The organism is Corynebacterium sp. MSK122, from assembly GCF_030229435.2.
In the GTDB taxonomy this organism is placed as follows: domain Bacteria; phylum Actinomycetota; class Actinomycetes; order Mycobacteriales; family Mycobacteriaceae; genus Corynebacterium; species Corynebacterium marquesiae.
This window is the reverse complement of the sequence record NZ_JASPHV020000004.1, coordinates 47,144-61,954: the sequence shown is the minus strand read 5'-3', so window position 1 is coordinate 61,954 and position 14,811 is coordinate 47,144. Positions and strand designations below refer to the sequence as shown.

General features: G+C 58.0%; 13 protein-coding genes and 1 riboswitch. Of the genes, 6 read left to right on the top strand and 7 right to left on the bottom strand.

Translation table 11 applies throughout. From position 1 onward, the window contains the following. Positions 1–19 precede the first annotated feature (19 nt). On the bottom strand, positions 20–1,699 hold the full coding sequence (sucB, locus tag QP934_RS02860; protein ID WP_419126755.1) for a 2-oxoglutarate dehydrogenase, E2 component, dihydrolipoamide succinyltransferase: 1,680 nt from the start codon (positions 1,697–1,699) through the stop codon (positions 20–22). A 125-nt stretch (positions 1,700–1,824) separates the two neighbouring features. On the opposite strand from sucB, the gene QP934_RS02855 reads away from it, so the two are divergent. Further along, positions 1,825–2,235: a hypothetical protein gene (locus tag QP934_RS02855; protein WP_049377680.1), complete on the top strand. Its 411-nt coding sequence runs from the start codon at positions 1,825–1,827 to the stop codon at positions 2,233–2,235. On the opposite strand, the gene thiC is transcribed toward QP934_RS02855, so the two are convergent. The 3 genes from thiC to QP934_RS02840 all read right to left on the bottom strand — a co-directional run bounded on the left by thiC (position 2,227) and on the right by QP934_RS02840 (position 6,507). Then, positions 2,227–4,008: a phosphomethylpyrimidine synthase ThiC gene (thiC, locus tag QP934_RS02850; protein WP_419126754.1), complete on the bottom strand. Its 1,782-nt coding sequence runs from the start codon at positions 4,006–4,008 to the stop codon at positions 2,227–2,229. The genes QP934_RS02855 and thiC overlap by 9 nt on opposite strands. Further along, a riboswitch (TPP riboswitch) is annotated at positions 4,007–4,117 on the bottom strand. It overlaps the preceding gene by 2 nt. A gap of 327 nt (positions 4,118–4,444) precedes the next feature. Beyond that, positions 4,445–4,981, bottom strand: a complete 537-nt coding sequence (locus QP934_RS02845) for an isochorismatase family protein (protein ID WP_419126753.1) — start codon at positions 4,979–4,981, stop codon at positions 4,445–4,447. Positions 4,982–5,019: 38 nt separating this feature from the next. After that, positions 5,020–6,507: a leucyl aminopeptidase gene (locus QP934_RS02840; protein ID WP_419126752.1), complete on the bottom strand. Its 1,488-nt coding sequence runs from the start codon at positions 6,505–6,507 to the stop codon at positions 5,020–5,022. Between the two features lie 103 nt (positions 6,508–6,610). Here QP934_RS02840 and QP934_RS02835 point away from each other — a divergent pair, with 103 nt between their 5' ends. Beyond that, a complete protein-coding gene (locus tag QP934_RS02835) occupies positions 6,611–7,708 on the top strand; it encodes a branched-chain amino acid aminotransferase (protein WP_419126751.1) in 1,098 nt (365 codons plus the stop codon). Positions 7,709–7,715: 7 nt separating this feature from the next. On the opposite strand, the gene QP934_RS02830 is transcribed toward QP934_RS02835, so the two are convergent. Both QP934_RS02830 and QP934_RS02825 read right to left on the bottom strand, forming a co-directional pair. Continuing rightward, the gene (locus tag QP934_RS02830; protein ID WP_419126750.1) at positions 7,716–8,510 is read right to left on the bottom strand and encodes a nicotinate-nucleotide--dimethylbenzimidazole phosphoribosyltransferase; all 795 of its coding nucleotides are present in this window, start codon (positions 8,508–8,510) and stop codon (positions 7,716–7,718) included. 11 nt (positions 8,511–8,521) lie between these two features. Further along, on the bottom strand, positions 8,522–9,214 hold the full coding sequence (locus QP934_RS02825) for a DUF3043 domain-containing protein (RefSeq protein ID WP_284836324.1): 693 nt from the start codon (positions 9,212–9,214) through the stop codon (positions 8,522–8,524). Between the two features lie 141 nt (positions 9,215–9,355). Here QP934_RS02825 and QP934_RS02820 point away from each other — a divergent pair, with 141 nt between their 5' ends. Beyond that, positions 9,356–9,700: a HesB/IscA family protein gene (locus QP934_RS02820; RefSeq protein ID WP_005324455.1), complete on the top strand. Its 345-nt coding sequence runs from the start codon at positions 9,356–9,358 to the stop codon at positions 9,698–9,700. A 65-nt stretch (positions 9,701–9,765) separates the two neighbouring features. Here QP934_RS02820 and asnB read toward each other — a convergent pair whose 3' ends face one another. Next, the gene (gene asnB, locus QP934_RS02815) at positions 9,766–11,688 is read right to left on the bottom strand and encodes an asparagine synthase (glutamine-hydrolyzing) (RefSeq protein WP_419126749.1); all 1,923 of its coding nucleotides are present in this window, start codon (positions 11,686–11,688) and stop codon (positions 9,766–9,768) included. Positions 11,689–12,078: 390 nt separating this feature from the next. On the opposite strand from asnB, the gene QP934_RS02810 reads away from it, so the two are divergent. The 3 genes from QP934_RS02810 to QP934_RS02800 all read left to right on the top strand — a co-directional run bounded on the left by QP934_RS02810 (position 12,079) and on the right by QP934_RS02800 (position 14,761). After that, positions 12,079–13,152: a cytochrome c oxidase subunit II gene (locus QP934_RS02810; RefSeq protein ID WP_284786815.1), complete on the top strand. Its 1,074-nt coding sequence runs from the start codon at positions 12,079–12,081 to the stop codon at positions 13,150–13,152. A 19-nt stretch (positions 13,153–13,171) separates the two neighbouring features. After that, positions 13,172–13,603 carry a cytochrome c oxidase subunit 4 gene (locus tag QP934_RS02805; protein WP_049377673.1) on the top strand — a complete coding sequence of 144 codons (432 nt, stop codon included), beginning with the start codon at positions 13,172–13,174 and terminating at the stop codon, positions 13,601–13,603. 573 nt (positions 13,604–14,176) lie between these two features. Then, entirely contained in the window at positions 14,177–14,761 is a 585-nt protein-coding gene (locus QP934_RS02800; protein WP_193393064.1) for a cytochrome c oxidase subunit 3, read from the top strand. Positions 14,762–14,811 lie beyond the last annotated feature (50 nt).

The following is a 14,811-nucleotide window of genomic DNA, read 5'->3' as shown; positions in this document are numbered from 1 at the left end:
TTAAGCGGCGATAGAACCTTTAGACTTCGAGGTCTGCCTGGAAATCTGCAGTCTGCAGGCGGTCCTTGATAGTGGTAATGAAGCGGCCTGCGTCCGCACCGTCAACTACCTGGTGATCGTAGGTGAATGGCAGGTAGCACATTTGGCGGATGGCGATGGCGTCCTGGCCGTTCTCGTTGACAACGACCGGGCGCTTTTCAATAGCCGCGGTGCCCAGGATGCCGGCCTGCGGCGGAACCAAGATCGGGGTATCGAGCATGGCACCCTCGGAACCGATGTTGGTCACGGTGAAGGTAGCACCGGTGAGATCGTTCGGCTTCAACTTGTTATTGCGGGCCTTATCGGCCAGCTCTGCAATCTGCTGAGCGATCTGCGGCAGGGTCATATCCTGTGCCTTGTGGATAACCGGGGTGAGCAGGCCCTTCGGGGTGTCAACAGCGATAGCGATGTTGACGTCCGCGTGGTAGGTCATCTCCTTGGTCTCTGGGTTATAAGACGCATTGACGTTCGGGTGGGAGACCAGAGCCTCGGCGGTAGCCTTCACGATGAATGGCAGGAAGGACAGGTTGGCACCGTGCTTGTCGATGAACGCCTGCTTGTTCTTCTTGCGCATATCCCAGATAGCAGTCATGTCGACTTCCTGGACGTGGGTCAGCTGCGCGGAAATCTGCAGCGCCTCCACCATCTTGGCGGCGGTGATTTCGCGGATGCGGTTGACCTTTTGGGTGGTGCCGATGAGTTCCTGCTTGGCCGGATCCACGGACTTGGTGGACCAACGAGCGCGAGGGGAGTTATCGGACTGTGTGCCAGACTTGGCAGGTGCATCGCCCTCGCCAGCAGCGGCGAGCACGTCCTGCTTGCGGATGCGGCCGCCCACGCCGGTGCCCTCAACGGTATTGAGGTCTACGCCGTGCTTTTCAGCCAGTTTGCGTACCAGTGGGGTGACATAAGGAACGTTGTCGCCATTGTTGACCTTGGCAGAGGTGTTCAGGGAGGAATCCTGCGTGGACTCCTTCTTTTCCTCAGCCTTTGGTTCTGGCTTCTTGTCTTCCTTTGGCTCTTCCTTCTTTTCTTCCTGTGGCTCTGGCTTGGTCTCGGAGGAGGATGCGGTGGCGTTTTCGTCGCCGATGCGGGCGATGACTTCGCCGACCTCGATGGTGTCGTCCTCGTCGGCGAGGATTTCTACCAGGGTGCCTGCTACTGGGGAAGGGATTTCGGTGTCGACCTTGTCGGTGGAGACCTCGAGCAGTGGCTCGTCTACCTCGACGGTGTCGCCGACGGACTTGAGCCACTGGGTGATGGTGCCTTCGGTGACGGACTCGCCGAGTTCTGGCATTTCCACGTCGGCTGCGTCACCGGAGCCGCCGTTGGAGGAGTCAGCCTTCGGCTCTTCCTTAGCTTCTTCTGCTTCTTCCTCGCCCTTGTCAGCGGAGGAGTCGTTGGATGCGGAGCCTGCCTCATCCTCGTCACCGATGATGGCGATGACCTCGCCAACCTCGATGGTGTCATCCTCGTCAGCCTTAATTTCAATAATGGTGCCGGCTACGGGGGAAGGGATTTCAGTGTCGACCTTGTCGGTGGAGACCTCGAGCAAAGGCTCGTCTACCTCGACGGTGTCGCCGACGGACTTGAGCCACTGCGTGATGGTGCCTTCGGTTACGGATTCGCCCAGCTCGGGCATCTCAACGGAGTTCGCCATGAGTTATAAGACTCCTCGAAAGTTGGTAGTGTTCTATCGCTACCCGACAATCTTACAGCGTGTTGCTCACCCTCGTGCAGATGTGGGGTTAGTAACTACCCTCCTTCCGGGTAAGCTAAGGAATTATGTTCAACCCCTTCCGCCGCAATAAATCCAGATCGTCGCTGCGACCACCCCGCGGACCGGGGGAGACCATCCGCCCGGAAGACGCACAGGATCTGCAACAATGGGCCGCTGGAAAGGTATATGTTGAGGCCTTTGTAGAACCGGAAACAGTAGTCAATGAGATGTCCGTTGTTGTGGTTGATGAAAACGGCGAGTTCATTCGCCGCCGCATCGGTGGGCCCAAAGGCATCGATGCGGTGGCTAAATTATTGAGCTGCGATATTTATGACGTGGAAGAAACCGGCTACCCGCAGCGCATGCGTGAACGCATGGAGCGTAACCGCCTCCTGCGAAAGAGAGAAGAACAAAGGAAGCGCCGCGCTCGCTTTGAACGCGGCGAAAATCCCGATACAGGGCGAGAGCTAAGCTAGGTCAGCATCCTCGCGTAAATAAACCTGAGATCCGTTGCGGCGGAATTCGGCGGACTTTTCCTGCATGCCCTCCTCTGGTGCCGAGCCGTGGGCAGCCGCGCGGACCTGTTCGCCCAGCGTCGGCATGCCCAGCTCGGCCATTTGCCCACCGAACATCTCGCGGATGTCTTGGCTAATGCGCATGGAGCAGAACTTGGGGCCGCACATGGAACAAAAGTGCGCGGTCTTTGCTGGTTCCGCAGGCAACGTTTCATCGTGATAAGCCTGCGCGGTCTCCGGGTCGAGGGAGAGCGCAAATTGGTCATTCCAGCGGAATTCAAAGCGGGCCTTACTCATGGCATCGTCCCAGGCGCGGGCGGCTGGATGCCCCTTTGCGACATCCGCGGAATGCGCCGCAATTTTATAGGTAATGACACCTGTTTTTACATCATCGCGGTTGGGCAGTCCCAAGTGCTCCTTCGGAGTGACATAGCACAACATGGCCGTACCGCCCATTGCGATATGGGCGGCACCGATGGCGGAAGTAATGTGGTCATAGCCAGGGGCGATATCGGTAACTAGCGGGCCGAGGGTATAGAAGGGGGCATCTGAGGCCCAATCCTGCTCGAGCTCGTTGTTTTCTTGAATCATGTTGAGCGGCACGTGTCCGGGGCCTTCCACCATTACTTGGACGTCATATTCCCAGGCACGGCGGGTAAGTTCGCCGATGGTCTTGAGCTCGGCAAATTGGGCGGCGTCGTTGGCATCGGCAAGGCTACCGGGGCGTAGGCCGTCGCCAAGCGAAAATGCAACATCGTACTGAGCGAAGATCTCGCACAGCTCATCAAAGTGTTCATAGAGGAAAGACTCCTTGTGGTGAGCAAGGCACCACCCCGCCATGATGGAACCGCCGCGGCTGACGATGCCGGTCACGCGATTGCTTGCCAGCGGTACATAGGCCAAGAGCACGCCGGCGTGAATGGTCATATAGTCCACACCCTGTTCGCACTGCTCGATGACGGTATCGCGGAAGATCTCCCAGGTCAGATCCTCTGCCACACCATTGACCTTTTCCAAAGCTTGGTAGATGGGCACGGTGCCAATGGGAACCGGAGAATTGCGCAGGATCCACTCGCGGGTGGTGTGGATATCGTCACCGGTGGAAAGGTCCATTACGGTGTCTGCGCCCCATTGGGTGGCCCAGCGCAGTTTGGATACTTCTTCCTCGATCGAGGAGGTGACCGCAGAGTTGCCAATATTGGCGTTGATCTTGGTGAGGAATTTTCGCCCAATGATCATGGGCTCAGACTCGGGGTGGTTGACATTATTAGGGATAATGGCGCGGCCGCGAGCGACCTCAGCGCGAACGAATTCCGGATCGCAGTGCTCGCGCAGTGCTACGAATTCCATTTCGCGGGTAATGATTCCTTGGCGGGCGTAGTGCATTTGGGTTACGCGGCGCCCAGGCTGAGCCTTAAGCGGCGGGCGCTTAGAGCCCTTCCACTCTTGGGAAGACGCCCCGCGGCGCTGGGCGGCACGTCCATCGTCGGCCAGCTCGCGGCCGCGGCCGGTGTATTCTTCGGTATCTCCGCGCTCGCTAATCCACTCGCTGCGCAGGGCCGGTAGTCCCACTTCTGGTGCGCATTCTGGCCCACGCGTGCGATAGACGCGGAAGGGTTCATTGGGGCCTTGTGGGGAATCATCCAGTTGGATTTCGGTCTCTGGGACCTCTAAACCGTTGTGGTGAATGGGGGAATAGGAATGTTTAGGGTGGTTTTCTGGGGCAGCCGTCATGGCAAGCGCTCCTCTCTTCCTTCGTAGGTATTAACCAAACAGGTTCGAACGGTCTATGCGCAGCTTTAGCGCACTCTCAGCCCGTGCTCGGGCACCCGTGGGGACGCAAATCACCCTATAACAAACGTCTAGCGCAGCGCAGGGGTTTGCAATATCAGTGGGCAGGCATTCGACCGAGGGGAGGCGGCGGGAGCGTTGTCGGTAGATTTCAACAGGAAACTTTCAGGTACTTGTCACCCGTGTCCAATATCGATGGCCCATACTTAAATCATGCGTTTGAGAGAGCGCATGCGAGAGAGATAGAGAGAACCCCTCCCGTTTCCAGAGGGCGGCTTTGGCCGATATATGGAAACACCTTGTAGAGAGACGCTAGCGGCCCTCGGACCACATTCGGTTCGAGGGCCGCTAGCGTTGTCGACGTTCCTACGGCACGGGGCTAGCAGATGGTGGCTCCCGCTGCGGCGAGTTCTTCCAAAGCGGCCTCGCCGCGGGATTCGTCTACCGGTGAGCAATACTCACGCAGTACGCGGACAGTAAAGCCTTCCTTAAGGGCGTCGACGGCCGTGGCGTGAACGCAGTGATCGGTGGCAATGCCCACGATATCCACTGCGTCTATGTGGTGCTCGCGCAACCAGTCAGCGAGCAAGGTACCGTTCGCAGCGCCCTCGAATCCAGAATAGGCGGCGGTGTATTCGCCCTTGCGGAAGTAGGCTTGCGCCGGACCGATGGCCTCATGCATAGCTGCGCCGTGGGACTCGGCCACGCAGTGCACCGGCCACGAATCGACAAAATCCGGGTCCTTAGAAAAATGAGAACCCGGATCGATATGCCAATCCTGCGTGGCTACGACGGTTTCGTAATCCTGTTGCAGGGAAGCGATTTTTACAGCGACCTCATTGCCCCGCTCGGTGGCTAAGGCGCCGCCGGGGCAGAAGTCATGTTGCACGTCAACGATGATTAAAGCAGGCTTCATACTTCTAGGATTCTAAACGCACTAAGCCTGCTGGGGTGCTACTTTAATTCAGCAATCTCGCGCAGGGCGGCAACCACTGTGCGGGTGGGCACGCCGGTGCCCATCTTCGGGGTGTATCCATAAGCGCCCGTGGTGTTGAAGGAAGGGCCAGCCACATCGATATGGGCCCATTCGATTCCCTCGCCCACGAAGTGCTGGAGGTAGGTGCCGGCGTATTCCATGCCACCCTCACGCTTGGCGTTGATATTGCGGATATCGGCGCTGGCGGACTTCACGGATTCCTCGTGTTCTTCTAGCAAAGGCATGGCCCATGCCTTTTCGCCCACCTCGCGGCCAATCTCGGCCATGCGATCGCGGAATTCTTCCGAACCCATCACGCCGGCGGTGCGCTCACCCAGGGCGACCATCTGGGCGCCGGTCAAGGTCGCGGTTTCGATGAGGAAATCGGGGTTGTCCTCGCTGGCGCGCGCAATGGCGTCGGCAAGCACGAGGCGGCCCTCCGCGTCAGTGTTGAGAACCTCGGAGGTAATGCCGCCGTAATGGGTGATGACATCGCCCGGGCGGGTAGCATCGCTGCCCGGCATGTTTTCTGCCAGCGGCAGGGTAGCGGTGATGCCCACCTTCAGGTTCAGCTTTGCCGCAGCGATGATGGAAGCGGCCATTGCAGCGGAACCGCCCATGTCAGAAATCATGTCCCACATCTTGGCGCCCGGCTTCAGGGAAATTCCGCCGGTGTCAAAGGTAATGCCCTTGCCCACCAAAGCGACGTGGCGCTTGGCCTTCTTCGGCTTCCAGCTCAAGCGGACCAAGCGCGGCGGGCGGGCGGATCCACGGCCGACGGCCATGATGCCACCAAAGCCCTGCTTTTCCAGCGCCTTTTCATCCAAGACCTCCACCTCAAGGCCGGCTTCTGCCGCTTGGGCAGACAGGAACGCGGCGTAGGTTTCTGGGTAGAGCAGGTTGGAAGGGGTATTGACTAGGTCGCGGGCGATGAGGACGGACTCGGCGGTAATCTTGGCGCTGTCGAACTCCTGTTGAGCGGACTTCTCCGCCACCACGGTGTAGGTGGTGGTCTCCGCTGCTGACTCGGAGCGCAGGCCAGAATACTTATAGCCGCCGAGGATAAGGCCTTCCACCACCGGGCTGATTCCAAAATCGCCCAGGGAGGTGGCTACGGCCCCCACCTTGGTGATAGAGCGGGAGGCTTGGCCGGCAGCGCGGCGCAGCGTCTCATCGTCTACTTCTTCCGCATCGCCCAAGCCAACGGCGATGATGGATGCTACACCCGCCTTGGCTGGGGCCGGCACGCGCGTGACCTCACCGGCCTTGCCAGAGGCCCCTACGGCCACCAGTGCTTCATAAGTGGAGCGCAGCGCCGCGCCCCCAAGCAGATCGGTGCCTGGCAGTTCTAGGCCGCCTTCGCCCTCGAAAGCGGCGATAAGTAGAGCTTCCGCCTTCTTAGGAACCTTCTTTCCCAGCTTTACCTGGGGAAAGTGGCCGCGTGCTGGTAGATCGGACTGTGCCATTGTCTCCTCCTTTGTGGAAAGGCTTATCAATCTTCCCACCACTGTACCGCGCGGCGATGAACTTATTCCTGCCTTGCTATAGATAAAGGGGTAGATTGTGGGCATGCTTGATTACACGATTACTCGTTCTGATAGCCCTACGTCCGCGGAAAACTTGAGCGATATCCTCGCCAATCCCGGCTTTGGCAAGCACTTTACAGACCACATGGTCACCATTGACTGGACTGAAGAAAAAGGGTGGCACGATGCTCAGGTGCGCCCGTATGGTCCGATGAGCATGGACCCGGCCAGCAATGTATTCCATTATGGCCAGGCGATCTTTGAGGGTATCAAGGCCTACCGTCAGCCGGATGGTTCTATCGCTACCTTCCGTCCAGACCACAATGCGCAGCGCTTAATCAACTCCGCTGAGCGCCTGGCTATGCCCGAGCTTCCGCAGGAGGAGTTTATCGAGTCCCTGCGCCAATTGGTTGAGGTGGATCAGGACTGGGTACCAGAAGCCGGCGGGGAAGCAGCGCTGTACCTGCGCCCGTTTATGATCTCCACCGAGGTCTCCTTGGGCGTTCACCCCGCCAATTCCTACCGCTACGTGCTTATTGCCTCCCCAGCGGGTTCCTACTTCAGCGGCGGAATCAAGCCGGTTTCGGTGTGGCTGTCCACTGACTACGTGCGCGCAGCCCCTGGCGGCACCGGCGCGGCCAAGTTTGCGGGCAACTACGCAGGCTCACTCTTGGCGCAGGCCCAGGCAGATGAAAAGGGCTGTGACCAGGTGGTCTGGTTGGACGCCATCGAGCGCCGTTACATCGAGGAGATGGGCGGAATGAACCTGATGTTTGTGTATGGCTCTGGTGATAGCGCGGAGATTGTTACACCAGAACTATCGGGCTCCTTGCTGCCCGGCATTACCCGCGAATCCCTATTGCAGGTAGCGCAGAATTTGGGCTGCAAGGTCACCGAGCGCCGCATTACTACCGAAGAGTGGCAGCGCGATGCCGAATCCGGCGCGATGTCAGAGGCCTTTGCTTGTGGCACTGCCGCGGTTATTACGCCGGTGGGTCACGTATTGGGAGATTCTGCGGATTTCCAGGTCAATGGCAATGAAGCGGGTGAGATCACCATGGCCCTGCGCGAGCGCCTCACCGGAATCCAGCGCGGCGAAGTGGAGGATACCCACGGTTGGCTCCATACCCTAGTGAAGTAGTCCCCGCTTAGGCGTCCGCGGCGATCTCCACTCCGGTGAGCAGCATTGGCAGCGCCGCGAGGGCGCCGAGCGCAGGTTGTGGCTCCATTCCCAGCTCAAGCAGGGGGTGGAGCCCTAGCTGTTCCAGTGCCAACTTATGCGCAGGGGCACTGGACAGCGTGGTGGCGAAGAGCCACTCTTTCACACCGGGATTATCGCGCTCGGCAAGCAGCGCGGCGGTGGCGGTCAAGGGGGCATCGATAAGCAGGGGCGTACGGCGCTCCGCGGCTCGGGCAATGAACCCCACCGTAGCTGCTAGCACCGTGGACTGGCACGATTCAACCAGCTCCATGCCTTCGAGGTTGCGGGCGCGGAACATAGCGTCCCGGATAGCGCAGACCTCGCGCTTCCAGTCTTCCACGCTGCGCTGCTTGCCGACGATCACTACCGGCTCCGTCTGCGTCATCGTTGCCATTACCACGGCCGGTACTCGGGCGAGTTCTTCGCCGCCGGGAATGAGTAGGTCAGCCCCGGCATCAATTTCCGCATCCGCTGCTGCGGTTCCAAGGCTGTAGGCCTGGGAATAATCCGTCACGGTGACTACATTCAGCCCGGCCTCGGCGCGACGCGCAGCGGTCTCAGCGGCCGAAAGCGAGGTCTCTTGATCCGCGAAAATTACGGCGCGCACGCGCTGCGGCTCATGGGCCGGTGCCGCGCCTTGGCAAGCAGCCAGCCATTGCGCGGCGTCGGTCAGGCGCCCCCAAGGGGCGAGCTGCGCGTCCTGTGCAGTATGTGCCTTCTTATCGGGCTGCGGAATGGCCATGAGTAGTCCCCCTAAACGTCAGCACCGAGCTCCACGCGGGGGCGCGGGATGCGCCACTTGCGCGGCTGGCTGGCGCGAGAATACGCATAAAAACCAAGGCTAAAGCCGGCTTCAGTGGTGCCGGGGAACTTGGCGCGCACGGCATTATTGCAGCGGCGGGCCAAAATGAAGCCCTCGATGGCGAAGATGATGAGGATAACCATCGCTACCGCGTTGATGATTGTTGCAATGCTGGGTACCGCGTAGGTCAAGAACATGACCACGATGAGCACCAAGGCCATCGGCATGACCCAGTTGCTCAGGCTGCGGCGGGCATCCACCCAATCGCGCACATAGGCGCGCTCGGCACCCTGGTCGCGGGCGGGTAGGAAGCGCGGATCGCCTTCTGCCATGCGGGCCTGCTGCTCGCGATTTGCCTGCTGGCGCTCTTGGCGCTCCTTTTTCTTATATTCCTTCCACTCGTCCTTGCTCATGGACTTCTTCATGTCCTTGCGGTGCTGGTAGCGCTGTGCTTCGGACATGCCATGGGGATCGCGCTTTACACCGCGCGCGATCTCTTGCTCTGCGCGCTTTGGCGTAGGGCGACCCTTCGGTGGGGTATAGCCCTTGCGCTGGGGCTCTTTCTGAACTTCTGCCTGAGCTTTGTCCTGTACAGGAGCAGTCTCAGTGGAGGTCTTGTCATCTTTTTGCCACGGGAGTTTCACGTTCCTCACACTACAAGGTTTAGGTGTGAATAGGGGAATAGGCCCGGCCCAGATGGTGTTGTAGATATGGGCTACCTTTTCCCACCTGAACTAACCGGGTAGGGTAGTGGCAACGAATCCAATACTTATTGAGGAGAAGTGATGACCGCTCCAGCTTCCGCAACCGGCGTCATTCTGACTGAAGCAGCAGCCGCAAAGGCAAAGGCGCTGCTTGATCAGGAAGGCCGCGACGATCTCTCCCTGCGCATTGCCGTCCAGCCTGGTGGCTGCGCTGGCCTGCGCTACCAGCTCTACTTTGATGACCGCACCTTGGATGGTGACAAGGTTGACCAGGTAGGCGGCGTAAACCTCGTTGTGGACAAGATGTCCGTTCCCTACCTGACCGGTGCCAAGATTGACTTCGCTGACACCATCGAGTCCCAGGGTTTCACCATTGATAACCCGAATGCCACCGGCTCTTGCGCTTGTGGCGATTCCTTCAACTAAATAGAAGGACAGAAAAGAGGGTGGGTGCCACTGGCACCCACCCTCTTTATGTGTGTGGAAGGCTCTTAGAGCTTGACTGGGTAGTCGCGCTGCTCGATCTGCGGATCGATGCGCCTTTCCACAAAGATGCCGTGCCAGATCATAAAGGACAGCACGGTCCACAAGCGGCGGGAGTGATCGGAAACGCCATCTCGGTGCTCCTTGAGCATCTCGAGAACTTCCTTCCTATTGAAGATGTCCTCGGTCTGGGATTCATTAATGGTGTCCTGGGCCCAGCCATAAAGCTCATCGCCGGCCAGCCAGTGGCGCATCGGTACTGGGAAACCCAGCTTCTTGCGATGCAGAACATGCGCCGGGACGATCTGTTCCATGGCCTTGCGCAGGGCGTATTTGGTGGTGCCGTGCGAGATCTTCAGGTCATAAGGGATGGACTCGGCAACCTTGAAGACTTCCTTGTCCAAGAATGGCACGCGCAGCTCCAGCGAGTTGGCCATATTGATCTTATCGGCCTTGACCAGAATGTCACCGCGCATCCAAGTGAATAGATCCAGGTGCTGCATGCGGGCAACCGGATCAAAATCCTCGGACTGGGCGTAGATGGGAGCGGTAACCTCGCGGTGGTCCCATTCGCGCTTTGCCCACGGGATAACGCGCTGCATCTGCTCAAAGTTAAAGGAACGAGCGTTGCCGTAGTAGCGCTCTTCCATCGTCATCGAGCCGCGATTAAGCAGCGACTTGCCCTTCATGCCCTCGGGCAGAACCTGGGAGAGCTTGCCCAGACCGCGGCGCAGTGGGGACGGGATCTTTTCAAATGGGGCAAGGGACAGTGGTTCCTTGTAGATGGTGTAGCCGCCAAAGAGCTCGTCTGCGCCCTCACCGGAAAGAACTACCTTGACGTGTTTGCGGGCCTCCTGCGCCACAAAGTACAGCGGGACCAGCGAGGGATCAGCCACCGGATTGTCCAGGTACCACATGATCTTCGGGATGGACTCGGCGTATTCTTCAGGGGAAACAATCTTGACGATGTGCTCTACACCAATAGCTTCCGCGGACTCTGCCGCGACATCGACCTCAGAATAGCCCTCGCGCTCGAAACCGGTGGTAAAGGTCAGTAGATCTGGGTTGTGGCGCTTGGCCAGGGTGGCAATAGCGGTGGAGTCAATGCCGCCAGATAGGAAGGAACCCACGGTGACGTCGGCACGCATGTGCTTAGCGACGGAATCTTCCAGCGCCTCTGCAATGCGGTTAAATAGCTGCTGCTCTTCGCCTTGCTTTACCTGTTGCACAGGGAAACGGGGCTTGAAGTAGCGCTCGGAAACGACATCTTCGCCCGGGTGAAGACTGACAGTGCAGCCGGATTCAACGCGGCGAATATTCGCGTGGAGGGATTCTGGCTCCGGGACGTACTGCAGGTCGACGTAGTGCTCAATGGCGCGTCGGTCAAGGTTGAGCTCTAGACCAATCTCGTCTGCCATTTCAAGGATGCACTTCATTTCGGAAGCGAAGACGGTTCCTGCTGGGGTGGTGGCGTAATACAGTGGCTTGATGCCAAATTGGTCACGAGCAGCAAACATCGTCTTGGTGTGGGTATCCCAGATGACGATGCCAAACATGCCGCGCAGGTGGTTGACTACGTCCTTGCCCCAGTGGTGGTAGCCCACCACGATGGGCTCGCCATCACCCTCGGTGTGGAAGGTGTAGCCGAGGCCTTTGAGCTCCTCGCGTAGCTCTACGTAGTTGTAGATTTCGCCGTTAAACGTCATGGCGTAGCGGTCGGGCTGGTCCTCCGGACCCCAGCGGAGGGGCTGGTGGGAGTGCTCCAGGTCGATAATGGACAGACGATTGAAGCCGAACGCGGCATCGCCGTCATGCCACGTGCCGGCGGCATCTGGACCGCGGTGGCGCATGCAGGGCAGGGAACGTTCCAGCGCGTCAACGTACTTATCTACGTTGCCTGTGGCGGCGAGCATGCCAAGAAGTCCGCACATGTAAAGATTGCTCCTTATATATAAGCGTCTATTGCTAGTCACCCACTTTACGGCTAGAGAGCGTGAAACCAGAACACGCCACGGCTTAAGGAAACCTGCCGACTGCCTTGGAATTAGCTTCCCCGATAGGGGTGCGAACTTTCGGATGATGGTTCCAAGGTAATTCTGTGAATTGGCACACACGGAGTCTATGGCTACTGGGGGTGCGGTTGGAACATTGTGCAGGTGGGGCGGTAACCTACCAGAAGGAGAATATGAAATGAGCGCACTAGGTGCCCTTTTATGCCTTTAAACAGGCTGGGAATCTGGCAATTATCCTCTATTCTGATTGGGTAAGAGTGCTCTGTGAGTATTCGAGAAGTTTTGTGTGGACAGAAAGGCAGAACACACGTGGGACAGCGTAATAAGCGCACCTTTGCCCGTAAGGCGGGCGTAGCTGGCGCACTTGCCCTGGGTGGACTCGCTCTGGCAGGTTGTGACGTTCAGGCGCCAACTGCTGTAGAGAACCTCCTGGGATTCGGTTGGCCGAAGGGCATTACCCCTGAGGCAGAGGCCATGTACAACTTCTGGATTTGGGTCTGGGTTGCCGCATGGATCGTTGGTTTTATTATGTGGGGCCTGTTCCTCACTGCAATCTTCCGCTGGAGCGCGAAGAAGGCAAAGAAGGATGGCAAGGGCGAGTTCCCGCGCCAGATTCAGTACAACGTTCCGCTGGAGATGGTTCTGACCATCGTCCCGATCCTTATCATCATGGGCCTGTTCTTCTTCACTGTTCAGACTCAGCAGAAGGTTACCGCCTTGGATAAGGATCCGAAGGTTGTCGTCGACGTCACCGCGTTCCAGTGGAACTGGAAGTTCGGTTATGCCGAGAACCATGTCAATGGTGAGAACTACGACGGTGCCGATAAGGAGCGTCAGGCTGAGGCAGAGAAGACCGCTCGCGACCCTGAAGGTGTGGACAACCCGAACCCAATCCACGGCAAGTCCATGGGCGATCTTTCCTACCTGAACTACAATAAGATTGAGACCGTCGGTACCACCGAAGAGGTTCCAGTTCTGGTTCTTCCTTCCGATACCGCGATTGAGTTCCGTCTCGCTTCGGGCGACGTGTCCCACGCATTCTGGGTACCGGAGTTCTTGTTCAAGCGCGACGTCTACGCACACCCTGAGGCAAACGCTCAGGAGCGTAGCTTCCAGGTAGAAAAGATTGAGAAGCAGGGCGCATTCGTTGGCCGTTGTGCTGAGATGTGCGGTACCTACCACTCGATGATGAACTTTGAAATCCGCGTTGTCTCTCCGGAGGACTTCAACACCTACCTGAAGTTCCGCGAGGACAACCCAGAAGCCACCAACGCGGAAGCTCTGGAAGAAATCGGCCAGGACCCATATGCGGTAACCACCCACCCGTTCTCCGGTGAGCGTGATACCGCTAAGGGCGACAACTACGTGAACACCGCGGCATAAGAGATAAGGACACAACACAATGCGTGCAACATCAAAAGTCTTTTACTCAATCGCGACGTACCTTCTTGTCTCGCTGATTGTCTACATCTTCGGCGTCACCTTCGTTAAGGACGACGGCTACCTCTACGGTGCCGAGTGGGTCGGTATCGTGGGAATGTTCCTCGCCTTCCTGCTGTGCATGATGCTAGGTGCCTACCTCCACTTCACTGATGACCGCAGTGACGTCCTGCCAGAAGATTGGGAAGAAGCGGAAACCGAAGATGCTGCCGGTATCTTGGGCTTCTTCTCCCCAAGCTCCATCTGGCCGCTGGCCATGGCCGGTGCGATCGGCATTCTTGGCTTGGGCGTCATCTTCCTTTACTTCTGGCTGATTGCCCTCGGCGCTGTCTGCCTCATCGCGGCCTGCACCGGCCTGTCCCTGCAGTACGGCCTGCCGAAGGAAAAGCACTAATTCCTCGATATAAAGGAATCCCTGCCTAAAACTTCTCCGCCCTCCTAGTCATCATGGCTAGGAGGGCTTTGGCGATCCAGCGTCGTTCGCGGCGTCAGAAAGTTCCCGAAAGTTCCAAAAAGATTTACCGGTGGGGGAGGGGTAACTGACTATTCCGCGAGTTCGCGATAGCGCTTCTTCTGCATTCTGCCACGTAGGAGTAGATTTTTGCGGGGGTCGTTCGAAAGTTGTAAAGCTGGGCGTTTAGGGGGGTGGCGGAATGTGATTTATCTCTCCAAACAACGGGGCCTGGCGCACGGATTGGTGTATGGATAAGTGGGGACGTCGGGCGTCTGGGACAATTCGGAAATTCAGGGCGGGGCCCGACGTGTGGCGTCACCTGCGTCAATGGGGCGTCGTAAAGCAGGGCGAAAAGTTCCCGATTGGAGAAATAAAGTTTTTCACGTATTCGCGCTGAACGTTTACTGGATAAAGCATCAAAAAAGAATAGAGATAACGGGGGGAATCGAGGTGACTTCAGCGCTCGGAACAGCCATAATAGCCACTGTGACGAGCGTAGTTTCTAACCAAGGTATGACAGCACCACGTGCTGCCTCACTGAACCGACCCAATATGGTCAGTGTAGGCACCATCGTGTTCCTGTCTCAGGAATTGATGTTCTTTGCCGGACTGTTCGCGATGTGGTTTACCTCGCGAGCAAACGGTCAGGAAGGCGATTGGGCGGAGCACACCGCTCATATCAACCTGCCCATGGGTTTCCTCATTACGGCAGTGCTGATTTCTTCTTCTGTGACCTCGCAGTTCGGTGTGTTTGCCGCAGAAAGGGGTGACGTTTACAAGCTTCGACTCTGGTACACCGTGACGCTAGTACTGGGCGTTGTGTTCCTGGGCATCATGGCGTTCGAGTGGACCGAGTTGATTCACGCAGGTGTGACTATCCAGGCCAGCGTCTTTGGCTCGGTGTTCTACATCATCACCGGCTTCCACGCTGCCCACGTGACGGCGGGTTTGATTTCTTTTGCAATCATTCTCGCGCGCGTTGCTAAGTCCAAGTTCACGCCGGCACAGGCGACCGCAGCAATGGCAGTGTCCTACTACTGGCACTTCGTTGACGTTGTGTGGATCGGCGTTTTCACCGTTATTTACTTGGTCCAGTAGCCTGGCCAAGATCCCCAAACAGTCCTCCCGTGTTCGAGTTATCTAAAGGA

Bases quoted from the DNA above. Each gene is read 5' to 3' on its own strand.
- sucB (WP_419126755.1), bottom strand. From the start codon at position 1,699: ATGGCGAACTCCGTTGAGATGCCCGAGCTGGGCGAATCCGTAACCGAA.
- QP934_RS02855 (WP_049377680.1), top strand. From the start codon at position 1,825: ATGTTCAACCCCTTCCGCCGCAATAAATCCAGATCGTCGCTGCGACCA.
- thiC (WP_419126754.1), bottom strand. From the start codon at position 4,008: ATGACGGCTGCCCCAGAAAACCACCCTAAACATTCCTATTCCCCCATT.
- QP934_RS02845 (WP_419126753.1), bottom strand. From the start codon at position 4,981: ATGAAGCCTGCTTTAATCATCGTTGACGTGCAACATGACTTCTGCCCC.
- QP934_RS02840 (WP_419126752.1), bottom strand. From the start codon at position 6,507: ATGGCACAGTCCGATCTACCAGCACGCGGCCACTTTCCCCAGGTAAAG.
- QP934_RS02835 (WP_419126751.1), top strand. From the start codon at position 6,611: ATGCTTGATTACACGATTACTCGTTCTGATAGCCCTACGTCCGCGGAA.
- QP934_RS02830 (WP_419126750.1), bottom strand. From the start codon at position 8,510: ATGGCCATTCCGCAGCCCGATAAGAAGGCACATACTGCACAGGACGCG.
- QP934_RS02820 (WP_005324455.1), top strand. From the start codon at position 9,356: ATGACCGCTCCAGCTTCCGCAACCGGCGTCATTCTGACTGAAGCAGCA.
- asnB (WP_419126749.1), bottom strand. From the start codon at position 11,688: ATGTGCGGACTTCTTGGCATGCTCGCCGCCACAGGCAACGTAGATAAG.
- QP934_RS02805 (WP_049377673.1), top strand. From the start codon at position 13,172: ATGCGTGCAACATCAAAAGTCTTTTACTCAATCGCGACGTACCTTCTT.
- QP934_RS02800 (WP_193393064.1), top strand. From the start codon at position 14,177: ATGACAGCACCACGTGCTGCCTCACTGAACCGACCCAATATGGTCAGT.